Here is a 17,579-nt window from a genome sequence, read left to right as displayed (position 1 = left end):
TTCCGGTCAGTTCTCACTGTCCGTCAACTTGCCACTCACTTTAGGACAACAGGTCTACGCAGATGAGTAAAACATCGCTTGATAAAAGCAAAATTCGTTTTCTTCTTCTTGAAGGTGTTCACCAGAACGCAATCGATACACTGAATGCGGCTGGGTATACAAATATTGAGTATATTACCGGTGCCCTGCCAGAAGCAGAATTAAAAGAAAAAATCGCTGACGCTCACTTCGTTGGCATCCGCTCGCGCACTCAATTAACTGAAGAGGTTTTTGAGTGTGCACAAAAACTAATTGCTGTTGGTTGCTTCTGTATTGGTACCAACCAAGTTGACCTCAATGCCGCCCGTGAGCGTGGTATTGCTGTGTTTAATGCACCCTACTCAAACACCCGCTCGGTGGCTGAGCTGGTGTTGGCGCAAGCTATAATGCTGATTCGCGGCATTCCACAGCGCAACGCTGCTAGCCACCGTGGTGGCTGGATGAAGAGCGCCACCGGTGCCTATGAAATCCGCGGCAAAAAGCTCGGTATCATTGGTTACGGTTCTATTGGTACACAATTCTCGGTACTGGCTGAAGCACTGGGTATGGATGTCTACTATTACGACATTATGGCTAAACTACCGCTAGGTAATGCCACCCAGGTCGCCACTTTGGAAGAGCTGCTGTCCATCTCTGATATCGTTTCCTTACACGTTCCAGAGTTGCCCTCCACTGAGTGGATGATTGGTGAAAAAGAAATTCGAAGCATGAAGAAGGGGAGTATTTTAATGAATGCTGCCCGCGGAACTGTGGTTGTAATTGATGCGCTGGCTGAAGCCATTAAAGATGGCCACTTATTAGGTGCGGCAATTGATGTATTCCCCGTTGAGCCACGCTCCAACGGTGAAGAATTCGAAAGCCCACTGCGTGGTTTTGACAATGTGATTCTAACCCCGCACATTGGTGGATCAACCCAAGAAGCGCAAGCCAATATTGGTCTGGAAGTGGCGGAAAAACTGGTTAAATACAGTGATAACGGCACCTCCGTAACCTCGGTTAACTTCCCAGAAATATCGCTGCCATCGCACCCTGGCAAGCACCGTATCCTACATATTCACCAGAATATCCCAGGTGTTTTGGGCGCGATTAACAAGGTATTTGCCGACAACAAAATCAACGTATCCAGCCAGTTTTTGCGCACGGATGAAACCGTTGGTTATGTGGTGATTGATATTGCTGCAGAGCACTCTGAGCTGGCATTAAGCAAGCTGCAAGAAGTAGAAGGCACCATGCGCTGCCGTATTCTTTACTAAGCGCTGCGCCATCTGTCAGCAAAAAGGGAGGCCTCGGCTTCCCTTTTTAATGCATGCAGATTAAACACGGCGCACAAAGCAAACGTTTTCGTTGACAATATTCATTTTGAACACTACTTATTGAGGGTTAGCCCAGCATATCGGCATGCATTTGCTGCATAATATGCCAATTTTCATGATTGCATATTTATTTTTCAGACGCGGCAACAATCAGCCTGAAGCAGCGGTCTTAAATATTCACTCACGTGTTTTTCATGGCGTTTCTCAGGGGAAGTGTATGCGTTTTTTATTATTGTTTTGTATGCTCGCCAGCAGCTCAAGTGCGTTTGCCGACATCTACTTGGATTTGTATAAAAAAAGCGGCTGGCCACAACAGCAAGAGCACTTTTCTAGCGCGTTACAGCAGGCCCAACAACGCTACCAAGACACCCTGCCCAGCGCCATTTACCAAACGCTGGTTAATAACAGCAATAGCCGTTTCGCTGCGGACGCCATGCATGCTCGCGGACAAAAAGCTTTGCGCCAACATTTAGCAAACCCCGCCCCCGCCTTAGCTTTTTTTAGCTCAAGCATTGGCCAAAAGGTCAGCAACGCAGAAACTGCAGCCACCCACCCAGCACAACTCAAGCGCTACACTGATGGCATGCCTGCGATTCAAGCCGATGCAACGCGACGCCTGCTGATTCGTCATCTGGCCAATGCGCTTCCCGCCAGCCAAGCGGGTGCAGAAGTGACGCTCGCTTTAGGCAGCGTAGCCGCTGATAGTTTGAGCCAAATGTTGCCCGGCGTGATAGGTGCTGAACAGACCAATGCCTTGCTGGAAACCCAGCGCCAGCGCCTGCTCACAGAAATCGACGGCAATATTGATAACACCTTACTGCACGTGTATCAGGATTTATCCGATGCTGAACTGGAAGAGTTTGTGAATTTTGCCCAGTCTGCAGAAGGCCAAAGCTATTACCAAGCCGCCTTTAAAACGCTGCAGGCCAGCTTGCGCCCTGCCCAGTAAGCTGGCACTGGCTAATTCAATTGCTCGCCGATAAATTTAAAATACTGCTCGCGGATGCTCTGCTGCTCATTCACCAAATGATGCCGAGCCTCTGGCAGCAGTAATATTCTTGGCTCACTGAATTTCTCAGTTAAGACATTTAAGTTGTACTGCCAATCAACTGTCATATCTGCATCGCCTTGCACAATAATAGGGCTGCGCTGACTGCGCTTGGCTTGCTCAATGTGAGGAATCCATTGTGCTAAAGCGCCCACCCAAGCGGTGGGTAGCACCTGCGCTTGCAATGGATCATTGCGTACAAATTCAACAAACGCAGGGTCATTTGAATTATCTGAAAAACGCCTTGGCACACTGCTGCGAAAGGGTTTCAGCAACTGGTAAAGCAGCTTTGATTGCTGCCAAGCCCGCGGCCGCACCAACGGCGCAAGCAAAATAGTCTGACCAAATTCAGTCAAAGGCTGTTGAGCTAATAAGTAATCTAAAGCAATTGCGCCACCAGTGCTCTGACCCAACAAATGCCAAGGTTTAGGCAGCTGCAGTTGTCCAGCTTTACTCAGCAGTGCTTGTAAGACCTGCTGATATTCTTGGAAACTATTAATACTGGCTATCGCACCACTGGACAAACCATGCCCAGGCAAATCACAACAGAGCACCGCATAGCCTTGCTTTAAGGCCCAATCATAAACATGCCCATACAAGCCCATGTGGTCGTAGTAACCATGCAGCACTATCAATGTAGCCAGCGCTTGTGGGGGTCGCCAGACTTGCATGGCAATCCGATAACTGCCCACTTCAACCACACCCAAACGGCACTCAACATCTGCATGCTGCTGAGCAAAGTCAATCTGATAAAAACGCCGCCACGTGTTGGCCAATTCTGGATCAACACTGTGCGCATCCAATACAGATAAAGAATGACGCAGCGCTTGTGGATCAAATCCAGTCATTAACCCGCCCTCTAAGCAATTAGTAGTGCGACATCCTGTACGTATAGATTTCTAGCCACTCATGGCACTCTATACTACCTTGCATCTGCAGCATTTATGAATTGAACTATTGTGAGAAAAACACTGATTACAATTGCCATTGTGCTCTGGATCGGCTCTATGCTGACAGGCCTGTGGTGGTATAAATCACGTTTTATCCGGCCCTTTAGTGAAACCACAGCGGTTTTTAGTGGCCAGCAATTACGCTTGCCTGACAATTTAGCAGGCACAGGAGCAATTCGTTTTGTACACTTTTGGGACCCTAACTGCCCCTGCAATGTGGGCAATCAGCAGCATCTTGCAGAAATGCTCGAGCATTATGCTGGTGAAGTCGAGTTTTATCACTTGCAAAAGCCTGGCAGCAACGGCCAGCTACCCAAAGCGCTGCGAAGCATGCAGCATTTAAACGAACTGCCCGGTTCACAACATTTGCCTGCTAGCCCTGCAGTTGCCATCTGGGATCGTAGCGGCCAACTGGCCTATTTCGGCCCTTACAGTGAAGGCGCAGTGTGCAACTCCAGTAATAGCTTTATTGACCCGATATTAGATGCTTTGATAGATAATCGCCCTGTCACTGCAGCCAATACCTTAGCGGTAGGCTGTTTTTGTGACTGGCAGTAAGTTCCCAGCTCAATAGTCTAATCCTAAATCTATGCTAGGATGCCTGCCAAATACGGTTATTTAGCCGTCCACTCATCTATAACGGTGGAATTTCAATGGAACCGCATCCTTTATATCAAAAAATATTACGCGAACATCACCTGTTTTCTGCGCTTAATGAGAGCCAGTTAATCCAGTTGATAGAAGAAAGCCAATTGCTGAACCTTGAAAAGGGCGCTTATGTCTTTCGCCAAGGTGATTCCTGTAACAGTTTTGGCTTTATTATCTCTGGCAGTGTGAAAATTTATCGCCTAACCCCCGACGGCCAAGAAAAAGTTTTTGAGGTCATCGGTGACCGCAACACCTTTGCTGAAGCAATGATGTTTATGGATACCGGCACTTATGTGGCAACCGCACAAGCCGTATTGCCTACCCAGCTTTTGATGTTATCCAATGCAACCTATACCCGCTTGCTGCGTGAAAACACCGAAACGGCTATGGCATTATTGGCCGCACTTTCAGTGCGTATGCACCAGCGTTTGAATGAGATTGAGATTCTATCCTTAAAAAACGCCACCCATCGGGTGATTCGTTATATTTTGGCGCAAGCATTACGCTCGGGTACTAAGTGCAATACGCCAAGCTTTGAGCTGCAAATGGCTAAGCGTTTGGTTGCTGGGCACCTTTCCATTCAGCCAGAAACATTCTCGCGGATTATTCATCACCTCAGCGATGAGGGTATTATTAAAGTTGAAGGTCGTTTGATCTGTATTCTTGATCGAGATCGTCTCGAGAACTATGATTAAAAAGCATACTTGATGGCTATCAAGCCCTCTACAGATCAAGCTATGACAGCATTTACAGAACGGAGGATGTGTTTATGGCAACGTGTTTGTACTGTCAGCATGATAATCCAATCGAGCAAACTGTCTGCGAAGACTGTGGTATGAATTTACCGCAACATACAGAGCGTGATAAGGCGCAGCGTCTTTCACGCTTTAAGTGGTTTGTGATTGGCTTAACTATTTTTTGCGCAATTATGATTGTCTGGTTACCACGCAGTAACCCTGCCGGTGGTTAAGCGGGCTTGCTCAGCCCACTGCGACTTTGCCAAAACACCAGCAGTAGCAGCAAAAAACTCAGCGTCCATAACAGTGCTGCAGCTAGCAGCCATGCACTGCTTTGCTGCCCTAACAATGCCGGTATGACCCGCAATAAAGCCGCACAATTAATCAGCACGCCAGCGATATGGCTAAGTGGCCGTGCATTTGCATCACGATAGCGTTGCATCAAATGAACACGCGCCATCACTGTTAAAGTCAGGGTACCCAGCGCACCTACAGTAATGGCATGCACACCTGCACTGAGCAGTGCCGGTTTAAACAATAACGCACAACCCAGTAAACATAAGCCCAGCGCCAGCCATGCATAACCCGCGCCCAGCAATAATAAATCAGCACGCTTACGGCAATGCCATAATTGCCAGCGCAGCAAGCGTACCGCTGTTAAGAGTCCAGCCAAAAACACCAGCACGCCTGCTAACTGTTCATTGAGTATGCCCGGCAATGGGTACAGTAGCAGAACAAGGAACAGTAAAATCAGCACAGCACCTTCAATGGTAGGCTGCACACGCGCCTGCAAGGTACGTTGCTGTCGCAATAAATACCCAGCCACTGCTGGAGCAATGATGCGCCCCCCCATAAAAAACATCAGCAACGCCAAGCCCAGTAACAACTCCACCACTATCGTTTGACCTTGCCAGCGGGGTTGCGCAGCAAAAACCAATAAAACACACAAAATAATAACTAGAGGTGCAATGCTTTTATTGCGCCACTTTTTCGCCGAGCGTGCAAAGCGTGGCACGATCCAGCTGGCAATTAAGCCCGCTACAACGAGCGCAGTAGCCCAAGCAAAAAAGCTGCCTGGGAAAAACAAAAAACCAACCCGAGCCAACAGCCAAGCAGCAATCAATAACAAGACTTTGCGTCCCGCAAGCGGCCCTAACAAGTAACCGGCTACTACCAGCATGGCATAACCAATCAACAGCTCATGGGCATGGCCAAAGAAGCTATACAAACCAAGTGGTGCAGGCACTGCCATCAGTAGCGCCAATATTGACCACGGCATCAGCAGCGCCGCATAGGCTGCCGCCAGTGGAAACAGATACTGGCTGGCAGGCTTTTTACGCTGGCGTATTGATGGTTGCGGGCTGTTACTCACAGATGCAGTTTTCCTCTTAGCACTGCTGTATTAAACCTACTGAGTCAGCTGGCGGTACAACTGCGGCAAGCGTGTAGGTAAATGCTCAGGCTCACGAATCAAGGTGTAACCATTGGCACCAAACATATAGGGCAGATAATCTGCTGCTTCGCGATCAATGGTTATGCAAAAAGGGATTAAACCCAGCTTTTGCGCCTCTAATACCGCTTGTCGAGTATCTTCCACCCCGTAGCGGCCTTCGTATAAATCTAAATCATTGGGCTTGCCATCGGTCACGAGCAACAACACTCGGCGTTTATGTGGCCGATCTTTAAGCAACGCACTGGCTTGGCGAATCGCTGCACCCATTCGCGTGTAATAACCCGGTCTTAAAGCCTGAATGGTGCCGCGTACGCTATCGTCGTAACGCTGATCAAAGCGTTTAACTTCTTGCATGCGCACATGGTGGCGACGCAGCGAAGAAAAGCCATAGAAAGCAAAATCATCACCTACTGCAGACAACGCCTCACCAAACAACAGCATGCTATCAGCCACCACGTCAATCACTCTGCGCTCATCATTGATGTGCGAGTCAGTCGACATGGATAAGTCCGCCAGCAACAAACAGGATAAATCCCGGTGCTGTTGGCGTTTTTCCATAAACAGACCGCGCTCAGCAATCTGGCCGTGCTGGCGCTCGACATGGAAGTCCAAGCAGGCTTGTAAATCCAATTCATCGCCTTGTGGCTGCTGGTGCAACCAGCGCGGCTCACTGCGTAAATTTTCGAATTGACGACGAATGCGTCGCGCTAATTGGCTTAAGCGCAGTGGTAAAGGTGCAGCCTCCTGATCACGGGGTAGCATCATCTGCACATTCACAAAATCATCTATTAGAGCATTTTTACGGAAATCCCACTCAGGCAACTTAATTCCCTCGCCCAGAGGGATGTCATCAATATCTGTGGGTGGTAAATCCAGGTGTAACTTTAAACCACCGCCCTTGCGCTTACGTTTGCGCGATACGGCAATTTCATCTAAATCTTCGGCCACTCGTGCCGCATCAAGGTCTTCGTTGTCATCGCCACAGCGATCAACATCAATATGCTCAGACCAGCTAAATAAGTTTTCTAGGCGAAATAACAACAAACCCTGCTTACCGGAGTTGTCTTCAACCCGCGATGCCTGTTTGCGTGCATCACGGCCTTCGCCCTGTGCGCCACCCACCACATCGCCTTCATCTTCTTCACTTTCGAGCTCACTGCTTTGCGGATCACCCAAGCGCTCCGCTGGATACAACCACAATGGCAGTGGAAACGGCGCTCGCTCGGTAACAGGGAAATCTACTACACTGCCCGGTTCTTGCAAGGCTTGGCGTAAAGCACGCTCTAAAGCGGCTTCATTTTTCTTTAATGAGTTAGGGTCTGGACGTAGCGCTAAATGGGCGTCCAGTAAGCGCTGGTAGCGTGAGCGCATGGCTGGGTACTGCGCCAGCAGATTCTGGGTCCAGCGTTGATTATCACGCCCCCAATGGCGCATTTTATTTGAAGTCGCAGCCAATAGCGCTAGCCAGCGATACAGATCTCGGTTGAGCTCAGGATCAGGGTACACCGCTAAGCTTGCAGGCAAACGTAAGTTTTCTGCATCGGCCCACGCCACTGCCAACTGCTGACTGCTGCCAGCTACTTGCTGTATGAGCGAACGCCGTAACACCATTTTACGTGCACTAGAGGCTTCCACAGCAACGCCTGCAGCACCGCCTAATGCTCGGAATAGTACGGCCAACGAGCGCTGCATATCTACCAGTTCAACCCGTGCCTCTGGAAAGCCTGGATCAGCGCGGCGGGTAATAAACCGGTGCCAAATTTCACCAGCCCACTCTTCTACTTCAACACCAATGCCCATATCCAACCTCACTTACTGCTGCGTCACCTGTGCGCAAATAACCACACAGCTGTCGCTAAAACAACTTCGGCCCGCTGTACAAGCCGGGCCGAAGATCTTTACAACATTACGTTAACTGACGTAATTATGCGTGCCCAGCAGCAGTCGTAGTGACTAGCTCTGCGCGTGCGCGCTGACGGAAGCTCAACAAGTAGGCAACCAAACCTACCATGAAGATCACTCCAGACACCAAGCGTAACCAGTAGAAGAGAACCAACTGATCTTGCGTAGCCATAAAGGACATCGCAGCACCATCTTCAGGAACGCGTTGCAGCCAGATTTGTACCACACCAGCAGCGGATAAGAACAGGGTGATAAAGATCATACTGATCGTCATCAACCAAAAGCCCCACATTTCCAGTACTTGCGCTTTATTATCAGGCGCTTCACCAAGATTACGTAACTTTGGCATGGCATAGGAAATCAAGGTCATCACGATCATGGCATAGGCGCCATAGAACGCTAAGTGACCGTGTGCAGCTGTTAATTGCGTACCGTGCGTGTAGTAGTTAACAGGTGCGAGGGTATGTAAGAAACCCCAAACACCAGCACCTAAGAACGCAGTAACTGTAGTACCCATAGCCCATAGCGCAGCAGCTTTGTTTGGGTGCTCACGGCGGCGGCGGTTGATCATATTGAAGGCAAATAACACCATCGCAAAGAACGGTAATGGCTCCAACGTAGAGAAGATAGAACCAACCCACAGCCAAACAGTTGGTGCACCAATCCAGAAGTAGTGGTGACCTGTACCTAAGATACCGGAGATCAGCGCCATGGCGACAATCACATACAGCCACTTCTCAATCACTTCACGGTCAACACCGGTGATTTTGATCAGAACGTAAGCCAGCATCGCTGCCATGATCAATTCCCAGACACCTTCTACCCACAAGTGCACCACATACCACCAGTAAAACTTATCGCGGGTGAGGTTTTCAGGGTTGTAGAAGGCAAACAGGAATAACAGAGCCAAACCGATTAAACCGGTCATCATCACCACGTTAATCGCGGTTTTGCGGCCTTTCAGTACCGTCATACCGACGTTGTATAAGAAGCCTAGGCAGACCACAACGATACCGATCTTAGTGACCAGCGGTTGCTCAAGGAATTCTCGTCCCATGGTTGGCAACAGATTGTTACCGGTCATTTGCGCCAAGCCAGCATAGGGTACAAACAAGTAGCCTAAGATGGTCAGTACGCCAGCAACTGCGAACACCCAGAACAAAATCATCGCTAATTTTGGGCTGTGTAATTCACGGTCAGCTTCTTCAGGGATCAGGTAATACGCCGCACCCATAAAGCCAAACAACAACCACACAATCAGCAGGTTAGTATGCACCATACGTGCAATATTGAATGGCAGCAGCGGGAACAAGAAGTCACCGACGATATATTGCAGCCCCATTATCAAACCGAACAGAATTTGCCCAACAAACAGAATCAGGGCAAACACCAAGTACGGCATGGCCACCTTTTGTGAGGTGAATTTTATGTACGGATTATTCGACATAATCAGTTCCCCTTAGACTGCCATCCACGTGGACTGACAATGCGTAAATGTTCGAAAACAATGTAGCAGACATATCAACCCTCCTTGTTTGGTGGCCAGTTATTGGTATCGATTTTCGAAGTCCATTTGAAGAACTCGGTTAAATCATTCAACTGCGTTTCGGTTAAATTGAACTGCGGCATTTGTCGACGGCCAGGAACATTGGTGGGCTGTGCTTGCATCCACGCAGGTAAGAAGAATTTGAAACCTTCCTCACCACCACGACGTACAAATACGTTACCCAGTTCAGGTGCAAAGTAAGCACCTTCACCCAACAAACTGTGACAACCAATGCAGTTATTTTCTTCCCAGACATGCTTTCCACGAATCACTGACTCAGTCAGTAAATCGCTATTGGTGCGTTCTGGGATAGTTCTTTCTGTATGGTAAGTGAGTGCAAGAAAAACCAGGACGAAGAACAGACTTCCCCCATAGTAGATATTTCTCGCCATACCTTTTGTGAAAGTTTCAGACATGACGCCTCCTAATGAGTTATGCCCGCACATCATAGAAACAGTTGGTAACAAAACCCCTTGATAGCAATCAAGTATTCACAAGGGCATAAAAACAATGCACAAAGTAAATCAAGATTAATTAAGGGGATCGCACCTATATCACTACAATTGTCACCATCTTATCGGTCAATACGTACAAGGGAGCATCAACTTACGAACAGCTATGACGCAAACAGTGGCACGGGCAAATTGGTCAATACCCACCAAACGCTATATTCGGGAGTTCCTCAAGGCGTTTGGCGGTTCATAATCCAGCGCTTAGAACACTGGGATCACAGCGCCTTTGTATTTTTCATTGATAAAGTCTCTAGCAGCATCGCTGCGTAGCGCTTCAACCAGCTTTTGTACTGCTTGGCTGTTTTTGTTATCTTCACGCGTCACCAGAATATTCACGTATGGCGAATCAGCACCTTCAATCACTAACGCGTCTTTATTTGGGTTCAGGCCTGCTTCTAGTGCGTAGTTGGTATTGATCAGGGCTAAATCCACTTGATCAAGTACACGCGGCAGCGTGGCAGCTTCGAGCTCACGTACTTTAATGTTTTTCGGGTTGTCAGCAATGTCACGCGGGGTGGCAGTGATGCCAGCCTCTTCTTTTAAGGTAATCACACCCGCTGTTTGCAACAATAATAAAGCGCGACCACCGTTGGTGGCATCGTTTGGAATCACTACGCTCGCGCCCTTTTCCAGCGCATCCAGTTGCTTAACTTTGCTTGAGTAGGCGCCAAAAGGCTCAATGTGCACACCGGCGACACTGACTAACGTGGTGCCTTTGGTTTTGTTGAACTCGTCCAAGTATGGTTGGTGTTGAAAGAAATTGGCATCAAGGCGCTTTTCTGCAACCTGCACGTTGGGCTGCACGTAGTCAGTAAATACCTTAACGTCTAATTCCACGCCTTGCTCAGCTAAAGCCGGCTTTAAAAACTCTAAGATTTCTGCGTGCGGTACCGGTGTCGCAGCAACTTTTAGTGGCTCAGCCTGTACAGCAAAAACGCTGAGGGCCGCTAACGCTAATAATGTTTTTTTCATAAAAGACTCCAAGTCAATTGATTATGCGCCGTACAACGGCTGTTTATTGTTGTTACTGTCTAGCTGTTACTTTCTTGAAAAGCGTAATACAAGACGATCACCAACGCTCTGCAAAACCTGAACCAAGATCAGCAGTAAAACCACTGTGACCACCATGACATCGGTTTGAAAGCGTTGATAACCAAAGCGTATCGCCAAATCCCCTAAACCACCCGCACCAACCACACCGGCCATCGCTGTATAGGACACAAGGGTAATGGCGGTGACTGTGGTTGCCGCAATAATGCCTGGTCGTGCTTCAGGCAATAAGGCATTAAAAATAATCTGCCGCGTACTGGCACCCATTGCTTGTGTGGCTTCGATAATACCGCGATCGACCTCACGCAATGACGTTTCCACTAGGCGTGCAAAAAACGGCGTAGTGCCCACCACCAACGGCGGAATTGCACCAGCCACACCTAAGGATGTACCGGTCATTACGACGGTGATCGGAATCATCACAATCAATAAGATGATAAACGGCAACGAGCGCAGTACGTTGACGACAAAAGACAACATGGCATAAAAGGCGCGATTCTCAAACATTTGCCGCGGGCCAATTAAAAACAGCAAAACGCCAACCGGCAGCCCTAAAATTACAGTAAACAGCAGCGAACCACCGAGCATTAATAAGGTGTCTAAGCTCGCCTGCCAAATCTCATACCAGTCAATATTAATCAGTAACTCGCTCATGGGCGTAAGACCTCAACATGCACACCAGCAGCACGCAATTGCTGCTCCGCTAATTGCTCTTTCCCGCCGGTTAGCGCCAGAGTAAGTTGGCCACAGGCTTGCTCTTTAATGCGCCCGATACGCCCAGCTAAGATGCTGTAATCAACCCCAGTATTACGGGCCACTTGCCCTAACAAGGGTGCGTAGGTGGTTTCACCTAAAAAGGTTAAGCGCACAATACGGCCGCTGACCAACTGAAACGCTTCATCTTGCGTCAGACCGGCATCACCTTCCGACTCCTGCACAAAACGCTGAGTGGTTGGGTGCTGGGGATGCAAAAACACCTCACTGACTAAGCCCTGTTCAACAATCACGCCAGCATCCATCACCCCGACACGATCACAGACACGACGAATCACGTCCATTTCATGGGTAATCAAAACAATGGTTAAGCCCAGCTCTCGATTGATTTCAGCCAGTAACTGCAACACTTGCGCTGTGGTTTCAGGATCCAACGCACTGGTCGCTTCATCACATAAGAGAATTTTTGGATCCGTTGCCAAGGCGCGGGCAATACCCACCCGCTGCTTCTGGCCACCGGACAGCTGCGCTGGGTATTTATTGGCATGCTCACTCAAACCCACGCGCGCCAGCAATTCAATCACGCGCTGTTTAATCTGCGCACTACTGAGTTCACCGGCCAGTTTCAGCGGCATCGCCACATTGTTGGCCACGGTCTTGGATGACAGCAAGTTGAAATGCTGAAAAATCATCCCGACACGCTGGCGAAAGCGCCGTAAACCTTGCGCATCCAAGGCTGTCACGTCGACACCATCAACGATAATGCGACCACCGCTGGGCTCTTCTAGGCGATTAATTAGGCGCAATAGTGTGCTTTTTCCGGCACCGGAGTGACCAATCAAGCCAAAAATCTCACCGGGCTCGACCTGTAAGGCTGTGGGATGTAACGCAACAATACTCTGCCCGTTTACTGCATAAGCTTTATGCACATCGTGGAATTCAATCACGGTTTAACCTTGTTAGGGCGATTTTAACGGACAGTGTGCCCATCATCGCTTAGCGTTAAAAGTTATTTTAAACTCTATGTATAGAGCTATTTCTTATATCTTGCGTGGCGTAATGACTAACTGCGCAGGCTCATCACTGCGAATCACTTCTTCGAGACGCGGCTTAAAACTGCTATCGATCTTATTAACCCGCGCCGAGAGCAAAGCAGCAACCCAATGAAAATCACGGGTATTGGCAACCTCAATCGTTACAGCTGCGCGAAATTTAACCACATCAGCAGCAACATCATCCAACAAGCGCCCTAACCGATGATTAGTGCGGGTTTGCAGCATTGGCAGTGGCACAACAGTATATGGCGCATTAACGTCAATAATACGCGCTTTAGCCTTGCTAAGTGTAGGCGCAGATTGTGTTGCTGGTTGCTCAGGCTCTAATTGCTCGGCGCTGGGCGTCGTCTCTGCTTGCTGCTCAGGCTGTTTTTGCACGGGTGTTTTACGCACCGCTGGAGGCTGGCGTAGCGTCGCTGGTGGTGTGACGCTAGGCTTAGCAGCAGGCGCTTGCACAGCAAGTAAAGCAGCATCGAGCCCTTCAGTTAAAGCTGGTGCTTGCGGCAATAAACGCTTGGCTTCAATCAAGGCAGCACTCGCCGTGTCAACATCTGCATCTTTAAGCGCCTGCTCACCGACGGCCAGCCAAGCGTTGGCTAAACGCTGCTGTAAATCAGCAATGCGCGGCTCATCAGGGTAATTATTTCGCAGGCTAGCGAGTTGCTGTGCGGCTAATTCAAGCTGATTGGCGTTGACATGATCAGTAAAGACCAACTCAGCCACAGCAAACTCATCAACCTGAGGCGCAGTGACGTGTTGAGCAGTGTTCTGGCACGCCGTTAACATGGCCAGTACGCCGCACACCAACGCATAGCGTCTGATAAATCGTGACATATAAATATCCCCAACCAACAAAACAGCTGGCAGTCTACACTGCTCTGTAATGATGCAGAAGATATGCTGCAGACAGCCTAAGGCGAATACACCTCAGGCTGTGCTGGAGAGAATGGCGTGGGCCATGTTGAGATTATTGCTGGATCGCTGATTTCAGCGCTTTACTGCCTGTCCAAATACGGTAGCGCACTTCAACGTCATCTGGCGCATAAATAACGATCGGCAATTTACTGTTGTAAGGCAAGGTGAAGTTGTCACCCATAACAGGAACGAAGGCTTGTATTTTCGTGTCATCGGGGCAGGCCATTAACGTTGAAATAGGGCCACTTACATCACCTAACTGGTAATAGGTGTAACCCCAACCTTGCAGGTCTTGTGCAGTAAAATTGCCCATTAAGCTGCGTGTATTGCAGTCAGTAAGCATCTGCTTACCAGGCACAACTTCAACTTTGAGCAAGTCTTCATTTTGTTGCGTGTCCAGCCAGATCACATGACGCGACTGCCCTTCTTGCGCTACAGGATAGTTTGCAACACTATTTAAATCAGGCACTGGGGCAGTCGCACAAGCGGCCGTAGCAAATGAAAAGGCTGTGACTAGAGTCATTGTTAGCGCTTTGCGCATCATCTCATTCCTTATTTTACAGTCTGTAATCGGTGAGCTTCACCCACCTAATAAATTTTTGACCTCGCAGCCGCATTGCAGTTCAGCAGCAACTGGCGCTTAACGGCGTTGCGGCACGATAAAGCTCACTAGAAACAACGCAGCCGAACAGACCACAATCGATGGCCCTGCTGGCGTATCCAAATGCCACGACATGGCCAATCCAGCACAAACTGCCAACATTCCCAGCAGACTGGCCCCCACCGCCATTTGCTCTGGGCTACGTGCATGGCGCTGCGCAGAAGCAGCGGGAATAATCAGCAACGAGGTAATCAGCAGCACACCAACGATTTTCATCGCCACGGCAATCACCAATGCCATTAACACCATCAACACCAAACGCAACCTGGCTACCGGCAAGCCTTCCACTTCGGCCAGCTCTTCATGCACAGTAATCGCCAATAGCGGTCGCCATAAAGCAATAATGCTAATTAAAACCACAGCGCTGCCGCCACCAATCCAGATTAAATCCATTGCGCTGACAGCCAGTAAATCACCAAATAGATAGCCCATTAAATCGACGCGCACTGACTCCATAAAGCTGAGAGTTACCAGACCTAACGACAGTGTGCTGTGCGCTAAAATCCCTAAAATGGTATCTGAAGCTAAGGGCTGGCGGCTCTGCAACGCCACTAAAACAAAGGCCAGCAGCAAGCAACCAATAATGACTGCCAGCGCCAGATTAATATCAAACAGCAGACCCAAGGCCACACCAAATAGCGCGGAATGCGCCAAGGTATCGCCAAAATAAGCCATGCGTCGCCAGACAACAAAAGCACCGAGCGGACCAGCCACCACAGCCAGTAATAAACCTGCGCATAACGCGTATAAAAGAAAATCAGGCATGTGTGCAATCTGGCCCATGTTGGTGAGTTTTTGGAGTTAACACGCAGCCATGCAAATCATGTTTATGGTCGTGATCGTGATGATAAACAGCCAAATCACTGGCTGCACGCGCACCAAACATCTCAACAAAGGCTGGATCACCGCTGACTTGTTCAGGATGTCCAGAACAACAGATATGGCGGTTTAAGCAAATCACTCGATCAGTGGAGCGCATCACTAAATGCAGATCATGGGAAATCATCAGCACGCCACAGCCATAGCGATCACGCAACTGGCCAATCAAGTTATACAGCTCAAGCTGGCCATTGACATCAACCCCCTGCACCGGCTCATCAAGCACCAGTAATTGTGGCTTACGCAATAAAGCCCGTGCCAGCAAAACCCGCTGTAGCTCACCGCCAGAAATCCGCTGCAAGGGACTGTTTAACACTTTTGCTGCACCCACTTCGGTTAGCGCAGCAATGACATCAGCATGACTAACGCCTGGCACTAAGCGTAAAAAGCGCAGGACTGAAAGCGGTAAAGTCGCGTGCATTTCCAGCTTTTGCGGCATATAGCCAATACGCAATTGCGGCGCACGCCATACACTGCCTGAACTGGGCGTTAATAAACCCAGCAACACACGCACTAAAGAGGTTTTACCCGAGCCATTGGGTCCCACGATGGTAACAATCTCTCCAGCGGCCAACTGCAAACTGACATCAATCAGCACCTTCTGCTCAGATAAAGATAAATTGACATGCTCGGCACGCAATAGGGCTAACGATCTCATGCACACTCTCGACAGGCAGCACAGGTACCCAACAATTCAACCATTTGTGTTTCCACAACAAACCCCATCTGTTTTGCCTCTGCATGAATGGCCGTATCAATGGCTGTATGCTGAGCCAGCTCATAGGCATTATTGCAGTGCTGACAAATCATAAAATAACCTTCATGCACCACTTCAGGATGGCTACAACCAATGTACGCATTGAGCGAGGCCAATCGATGAATCAAACCATTTTCTAATAAGAAATCTAAACCACGATACACCGTTGGCGGTGCAGCACGACGGCCATCTTCGCGGCTCAACATCTCTAAAATATCGTAGGCACCAAGCGGCTTATGACTTTGCCATACCAACTCTAGAACACGTTTACGCAACGCTGTTAAGCGAACACCACGTTGCGCACATAACTCTTCAGCAGACTCAAGCGCTTGGCTGATGCAATCATGGTGATGATCTGACTGACATAATGTTGATGTTTTTAACATAACAGCAGCATCCTTTTTAAAGAGACGTTATTATATAACTCTTTACTTAGGGAGTGTACCGCAGTGTTTCGTTTCTTGTTGATTGCTTGTCTATCGTTATGGGGTTTTAGCGCGCAAGCGCAGGTGCAGATTTTAACCAGTATTAAACCTTTGCAGCTGATCGCAGCAGCGGTGCAAGACGGCCAAGGTGAGCCGCACGTGCTGTTACCACCAGGCGCTTCTCCACATTATTTTGTTTTACGCCCCTCCGATGCCAAGCGCTTAGATAAGGCTGACTTGTTTTACTGGATCGGACCTGACTTAGAAAACTTTTTACCGCGTCTTCTGCAACAACGCAGCCAACCCAGCGTGGCTGTACAAAGCTTACCTGGACTGCATTTGCAATATTTCGCTCAAGCACACCAGCATGGCGATGAAGACGAACACGATGACCACCTTGTGCAACATGACCACGCGCACGCGCCAGGCGCTGTTGATGCCCACCTGTGGTTACTGCCGCATAACGCACGTGTCATCGCTGAGCGCATCAGCAGCGACTTAAGTGAGTTAGACCCAAGTAACGCCGACCACTATGCGGCCAACCTGCACGCCTTTACACAACGCTTAAACACGCTGGATCAGCAATTAAAAGCCAAGTTAGAGCCGTTACAGGGCAAGTCTTTTTTCGTCTTCCACGAAGCCTTCAATTATTTTGAGCAGGCCTATGGTTTGGCGCACGCTGGTGTCTTTGCGCTATCCAGCGAACTGCAACCGGGCGCAAAACATGTCAGCCTAATGCGCAACCGCTTGCAACAAGCCGGTCCCAGCTGTGTTTTTAGCGAGCCGCCAATGCAACCACGCCTAGCCCATACCCTAGCTGATGGCCTGCCAGTCACCTTGGCTGAATTGGACCCAATGGGCACAGAGCTCGCAGTCTCGGCACACGGCTATGAGCAACTACTGAGCAATATCGCCCAACAGTTTTCGACCTGTTTAGAAAACCTGTGACTACTCACAAGCAGTTCACTATAGCGG

Annotated in this window: 19 protein-coding genes; 6 read left to right on the top strand and 13 right to left on the bottom strand. The window is 49.1% G+C overall.

Annotated elements, in window-relative coordinates; all coding sequences use genetic code 11:
- Positions 1-62: 62 nt before the first annotated feature.
- Both serA and FXF61_RS13795 read left to right on the top strand, forming a co-directional pair.
- On the top strand, positions 63-1,292 hold the full coding sequence (serA, locus tag FXF61_RS13800; RefSeq protein WP_151185798.1) for a phosphoglycerate dehydrogenase: 1,230 nt from the start codon (positions 63-65) through the stop codon (positions 1,290-1,292).
- A 277-nt stretch (positions 1,293-1,569) separates the two neighbouring features.
- Complete coding sequence (locus FXF61_RS13795) at positions 1,570-2,301, top strand: hypothetical protein (protein ID WP_151185797.1); 732 nt, start codon at positions 1,570-1,572, stop codon at positions 2,299-2,301.
- Positions 2,302-2,312: 11 nt separating this feature from the next.
- Here the strand turns inward: FXF61_RS13795 and FXF61_RS13790 are convergent, their stop codons facing one another.
- On the bottom strand, positions 2,313-3,248 hold the full coding sequence (locus FXF61_RS13790) for an alpha/beta fold hydrolase (protein ID WP_151185796.1): 936 nt from the start codon (positions 3,246-3,248) through the stop codon (positions 2,313-2,315).
- A gap of 159 nt (positions 3,249-3,407) precedes the next feature.
- Here FXF61_RS13790 and FXF61_RS13785 point away from each other — a divergent pair, with 159 nt between their 5' ends.
- The 3 genes from FXF61_RS13785 to FXF61_RS13775 all read left to right on the top strand — a co-directional run bounded on the left by FXF61_RS13785 (position 3,408) and on the right by FXF61_RS13775 (position 4,968).
- Positions 3,408-3,908: a DUF6436 domain-containing protein gene (locus FXF61_RS13785; RefSeq protein ID WP_256663548.1), complete on the top strand. Its 501-nt coding sequence runs from the start codon at positions 3,408-3,410 to the stop codon at positions 3,906-3,908.
- A 95-nt stretch (positions 3,909-4,003) separates the two neighbouring features.
- Positions 4,004-4,693, top strand: coding sequence for a Crp/Fnr family transcriptional regulator (locus FXF61_RS13780; protein ID WP_151185794.1), 690 nt, complete (start codon positions 4,004-4,006; stop codon positions 4,691-4,693).
- Positions 4,694-4,767: 74 nt separating this feature from the next.
- Positions 4,768-4,968: a DnrP protein gene (locus FXF61_RS13775; protein WP_151185793.1), complete on the top strand. Its 201-nt coding sequence runs from the start codon at positions 4,768-4,770 to the stop codon at positions 4,966-4,968.
- Here the strand turns inward: FXF61_RS13775 and FXF61_RS13770 are convergent.
- From FXF61_RS13770 to FXF61_RS13715, 12 genes are all read right to left on the bottom strand, one after another.
- Positions 4,965-6,107: an NnrS family protein gene (locus FXF61_RS13770; RefSeq protein ID WP_256663438.1), complete on the bottom strand. Its 1,143-nt coding sequence runs from the start codon at positions 6,105-6,107 to the stop codon at positions 4,965-4,967. The two genes, FXF61_RS13775 and FXF61_RS13770, sit on opposite strands and share 4 nt — an antisense overlap.
- 36 nt (positions 6,108-6,143) lie before the next feature.
- Complete coding sequence (locus FXF61_RS13765; protein WP_151185792.1) at positions 6,144-7,988, bottom strand: nitric oxide reductase activation protein NorD; 1,845 nt, start codon at positions 7,986-7,988, stop codon at positions 6,144-6,146.
- Between the two features lie 124 nt (positions 7,989-8,112).
- Positions 8,113-9,540, bottom strand: coding sequence for a cbb3-type cytochrome c oxidase subunit I (locus FXF61_RS13760; RefSeq protein WP_151185791.1), 1,428 nt, complete (start codon positions 9,538-9,540; stop codon positions 8,113-8,115).
- Between the two features lie 71 nt (positions 9,541-9,611).
- Entirely contained in the window at positions 9,612-10,052 is a 441-nt protein-coding gene (locus tag FXF61_RS13755; protein ID WP_151185790.1) for a cytochrome c, read from the bottom strand.
- A gap of 297 nt (positions 10,053-10,349) precedes the next feature.
- Entirely contained in the window at positions 10,350-11,120 is a 771-nt protein-coding gene (locus FXF61_RS13750; RefSeq protein WP_151185789.1) for a MetQ/NlpA family ABC transporter substrate-binding protein, read from the bottom strand.
- Positions 11,121-11,186: 66 nt separating this feature from the next.
- Positions 11,187-11,852 (bottom strand): methionine ABC transporter permease, encoded by a 666-nt coding sequence (locus FXF61_RS13745; protein WP_151185788.1) that lies wholly within the window; start codon positions 11,850-11,852, stop codon positions 11,187-11,189.
- Positions 11,849-12,859 (bottom strand): methionine ABC transporter ATP-binding protein, encoded by a 1,011-nt coding sequence (locus FXF61_RS13740; protein WP_151185787.1) that lies wholly within the window; start codon positions 12,857-12,859, stop codon positions 11,849-11,851. Before FXF61_RS13740 ends, FXF61_RS13745 begins: the two co-directional genes overlap by 4 nt.
- Before the next feature lie 93 nt (positions 12,860-12,952).
- On the bottom strand, positions 12,953-13,801 hold the full coding sequence (locus FXF61_RS13735; protein ID WP_151185786.1) for a hypothetical protein: 849 nt from the start codon (positions 13,799-13,801) through the stop codon (positions 12,953-12,955).
- A gap of 133 nt (positions 13,802-13,934) precedes the next feature.
- Positions 13,935-14,423, bottom strand: a complete 489-nt coding sequence (gene eco / locus FXF61_RS13730; RefSeq protein WP_151185785.1) for a serine protease inhibitor ecotin — start codon at positions 14,421-14,423, stop codon at positions 13,935-13,937.
- Positions 14,424-14,522: 99 nt separating this feature from the next.
- Positions 14,523-15,308 carry a zinc ABC transporter permease subunit ZnuB gene (gene znuB, locus FXF61_RS13725; RefSeq protein WP_151185784.1) on the bottom strand — a complete coding sequence of 262 codons (786 nt, stop codon included), beginning with the start codon at positions 15,306-15,308 and terminating at the stop codon, positions 14,523-14,525.
- A complete protein-coding gene (gene znuC / locus FXF61_RS13720) occupies positions 15,301-16,080 on the bottom strand; it encodes a zinc ABC transporter ATP-binding protein ZnuC (protein WP_151185783.1) in 780 nt (259 codons plus the stop codon). Before znuC ends, znuB begins: the two co-directional genes overlap by 8 nt.
- Positions 16,077-16,565 carry a transcriptional repressor gene (locus FXF61_RS13715; protein WP_151185782.1) on the bottom strand — a complete coding sequence of 163 codons (489 nt, stop codon included), beginning with the start codon at positions 16,563-16,565 and terminating at the stop codon, positions 16,077-16,079. The genes znuC and FXF61_RS13715 overlap by 4 nt, the downstream gene beginning before the upstream one ends.
- Positions 16,566-16,628: 63 nt before the next feature.
- On the opposite strand from FXF61_RS13715, the gene znuA reads away from it, so the two are divergent.
- Entirely contained in the window at positions 16,629-17,552 is a 924-nt protein-coding gene (gene znuA / locus FXF61_RS13710) for a zinc ABC transporter substrate-binding protein ZnuA (protein ID WP_178087317.1), read from the top strand.
- Positions 17,553-17,579 lie beyond the last annotated feature (27 nt).

It is taken from the genome of Pseudomonas sp. C27(2019) (genome assembly GCF_008807395.1).
Lineage (GTDB): Bacteria > Pseudomonadota > Gammaproteobacteria > Pseudomonadales > Pseudomonadaceae > Denitrificimonas.
The sequence above is the reverse complement of the archived record's forward strand: the minus strand, read 5'-3'. Positions and strand labels throughout refer to the sequence as shown.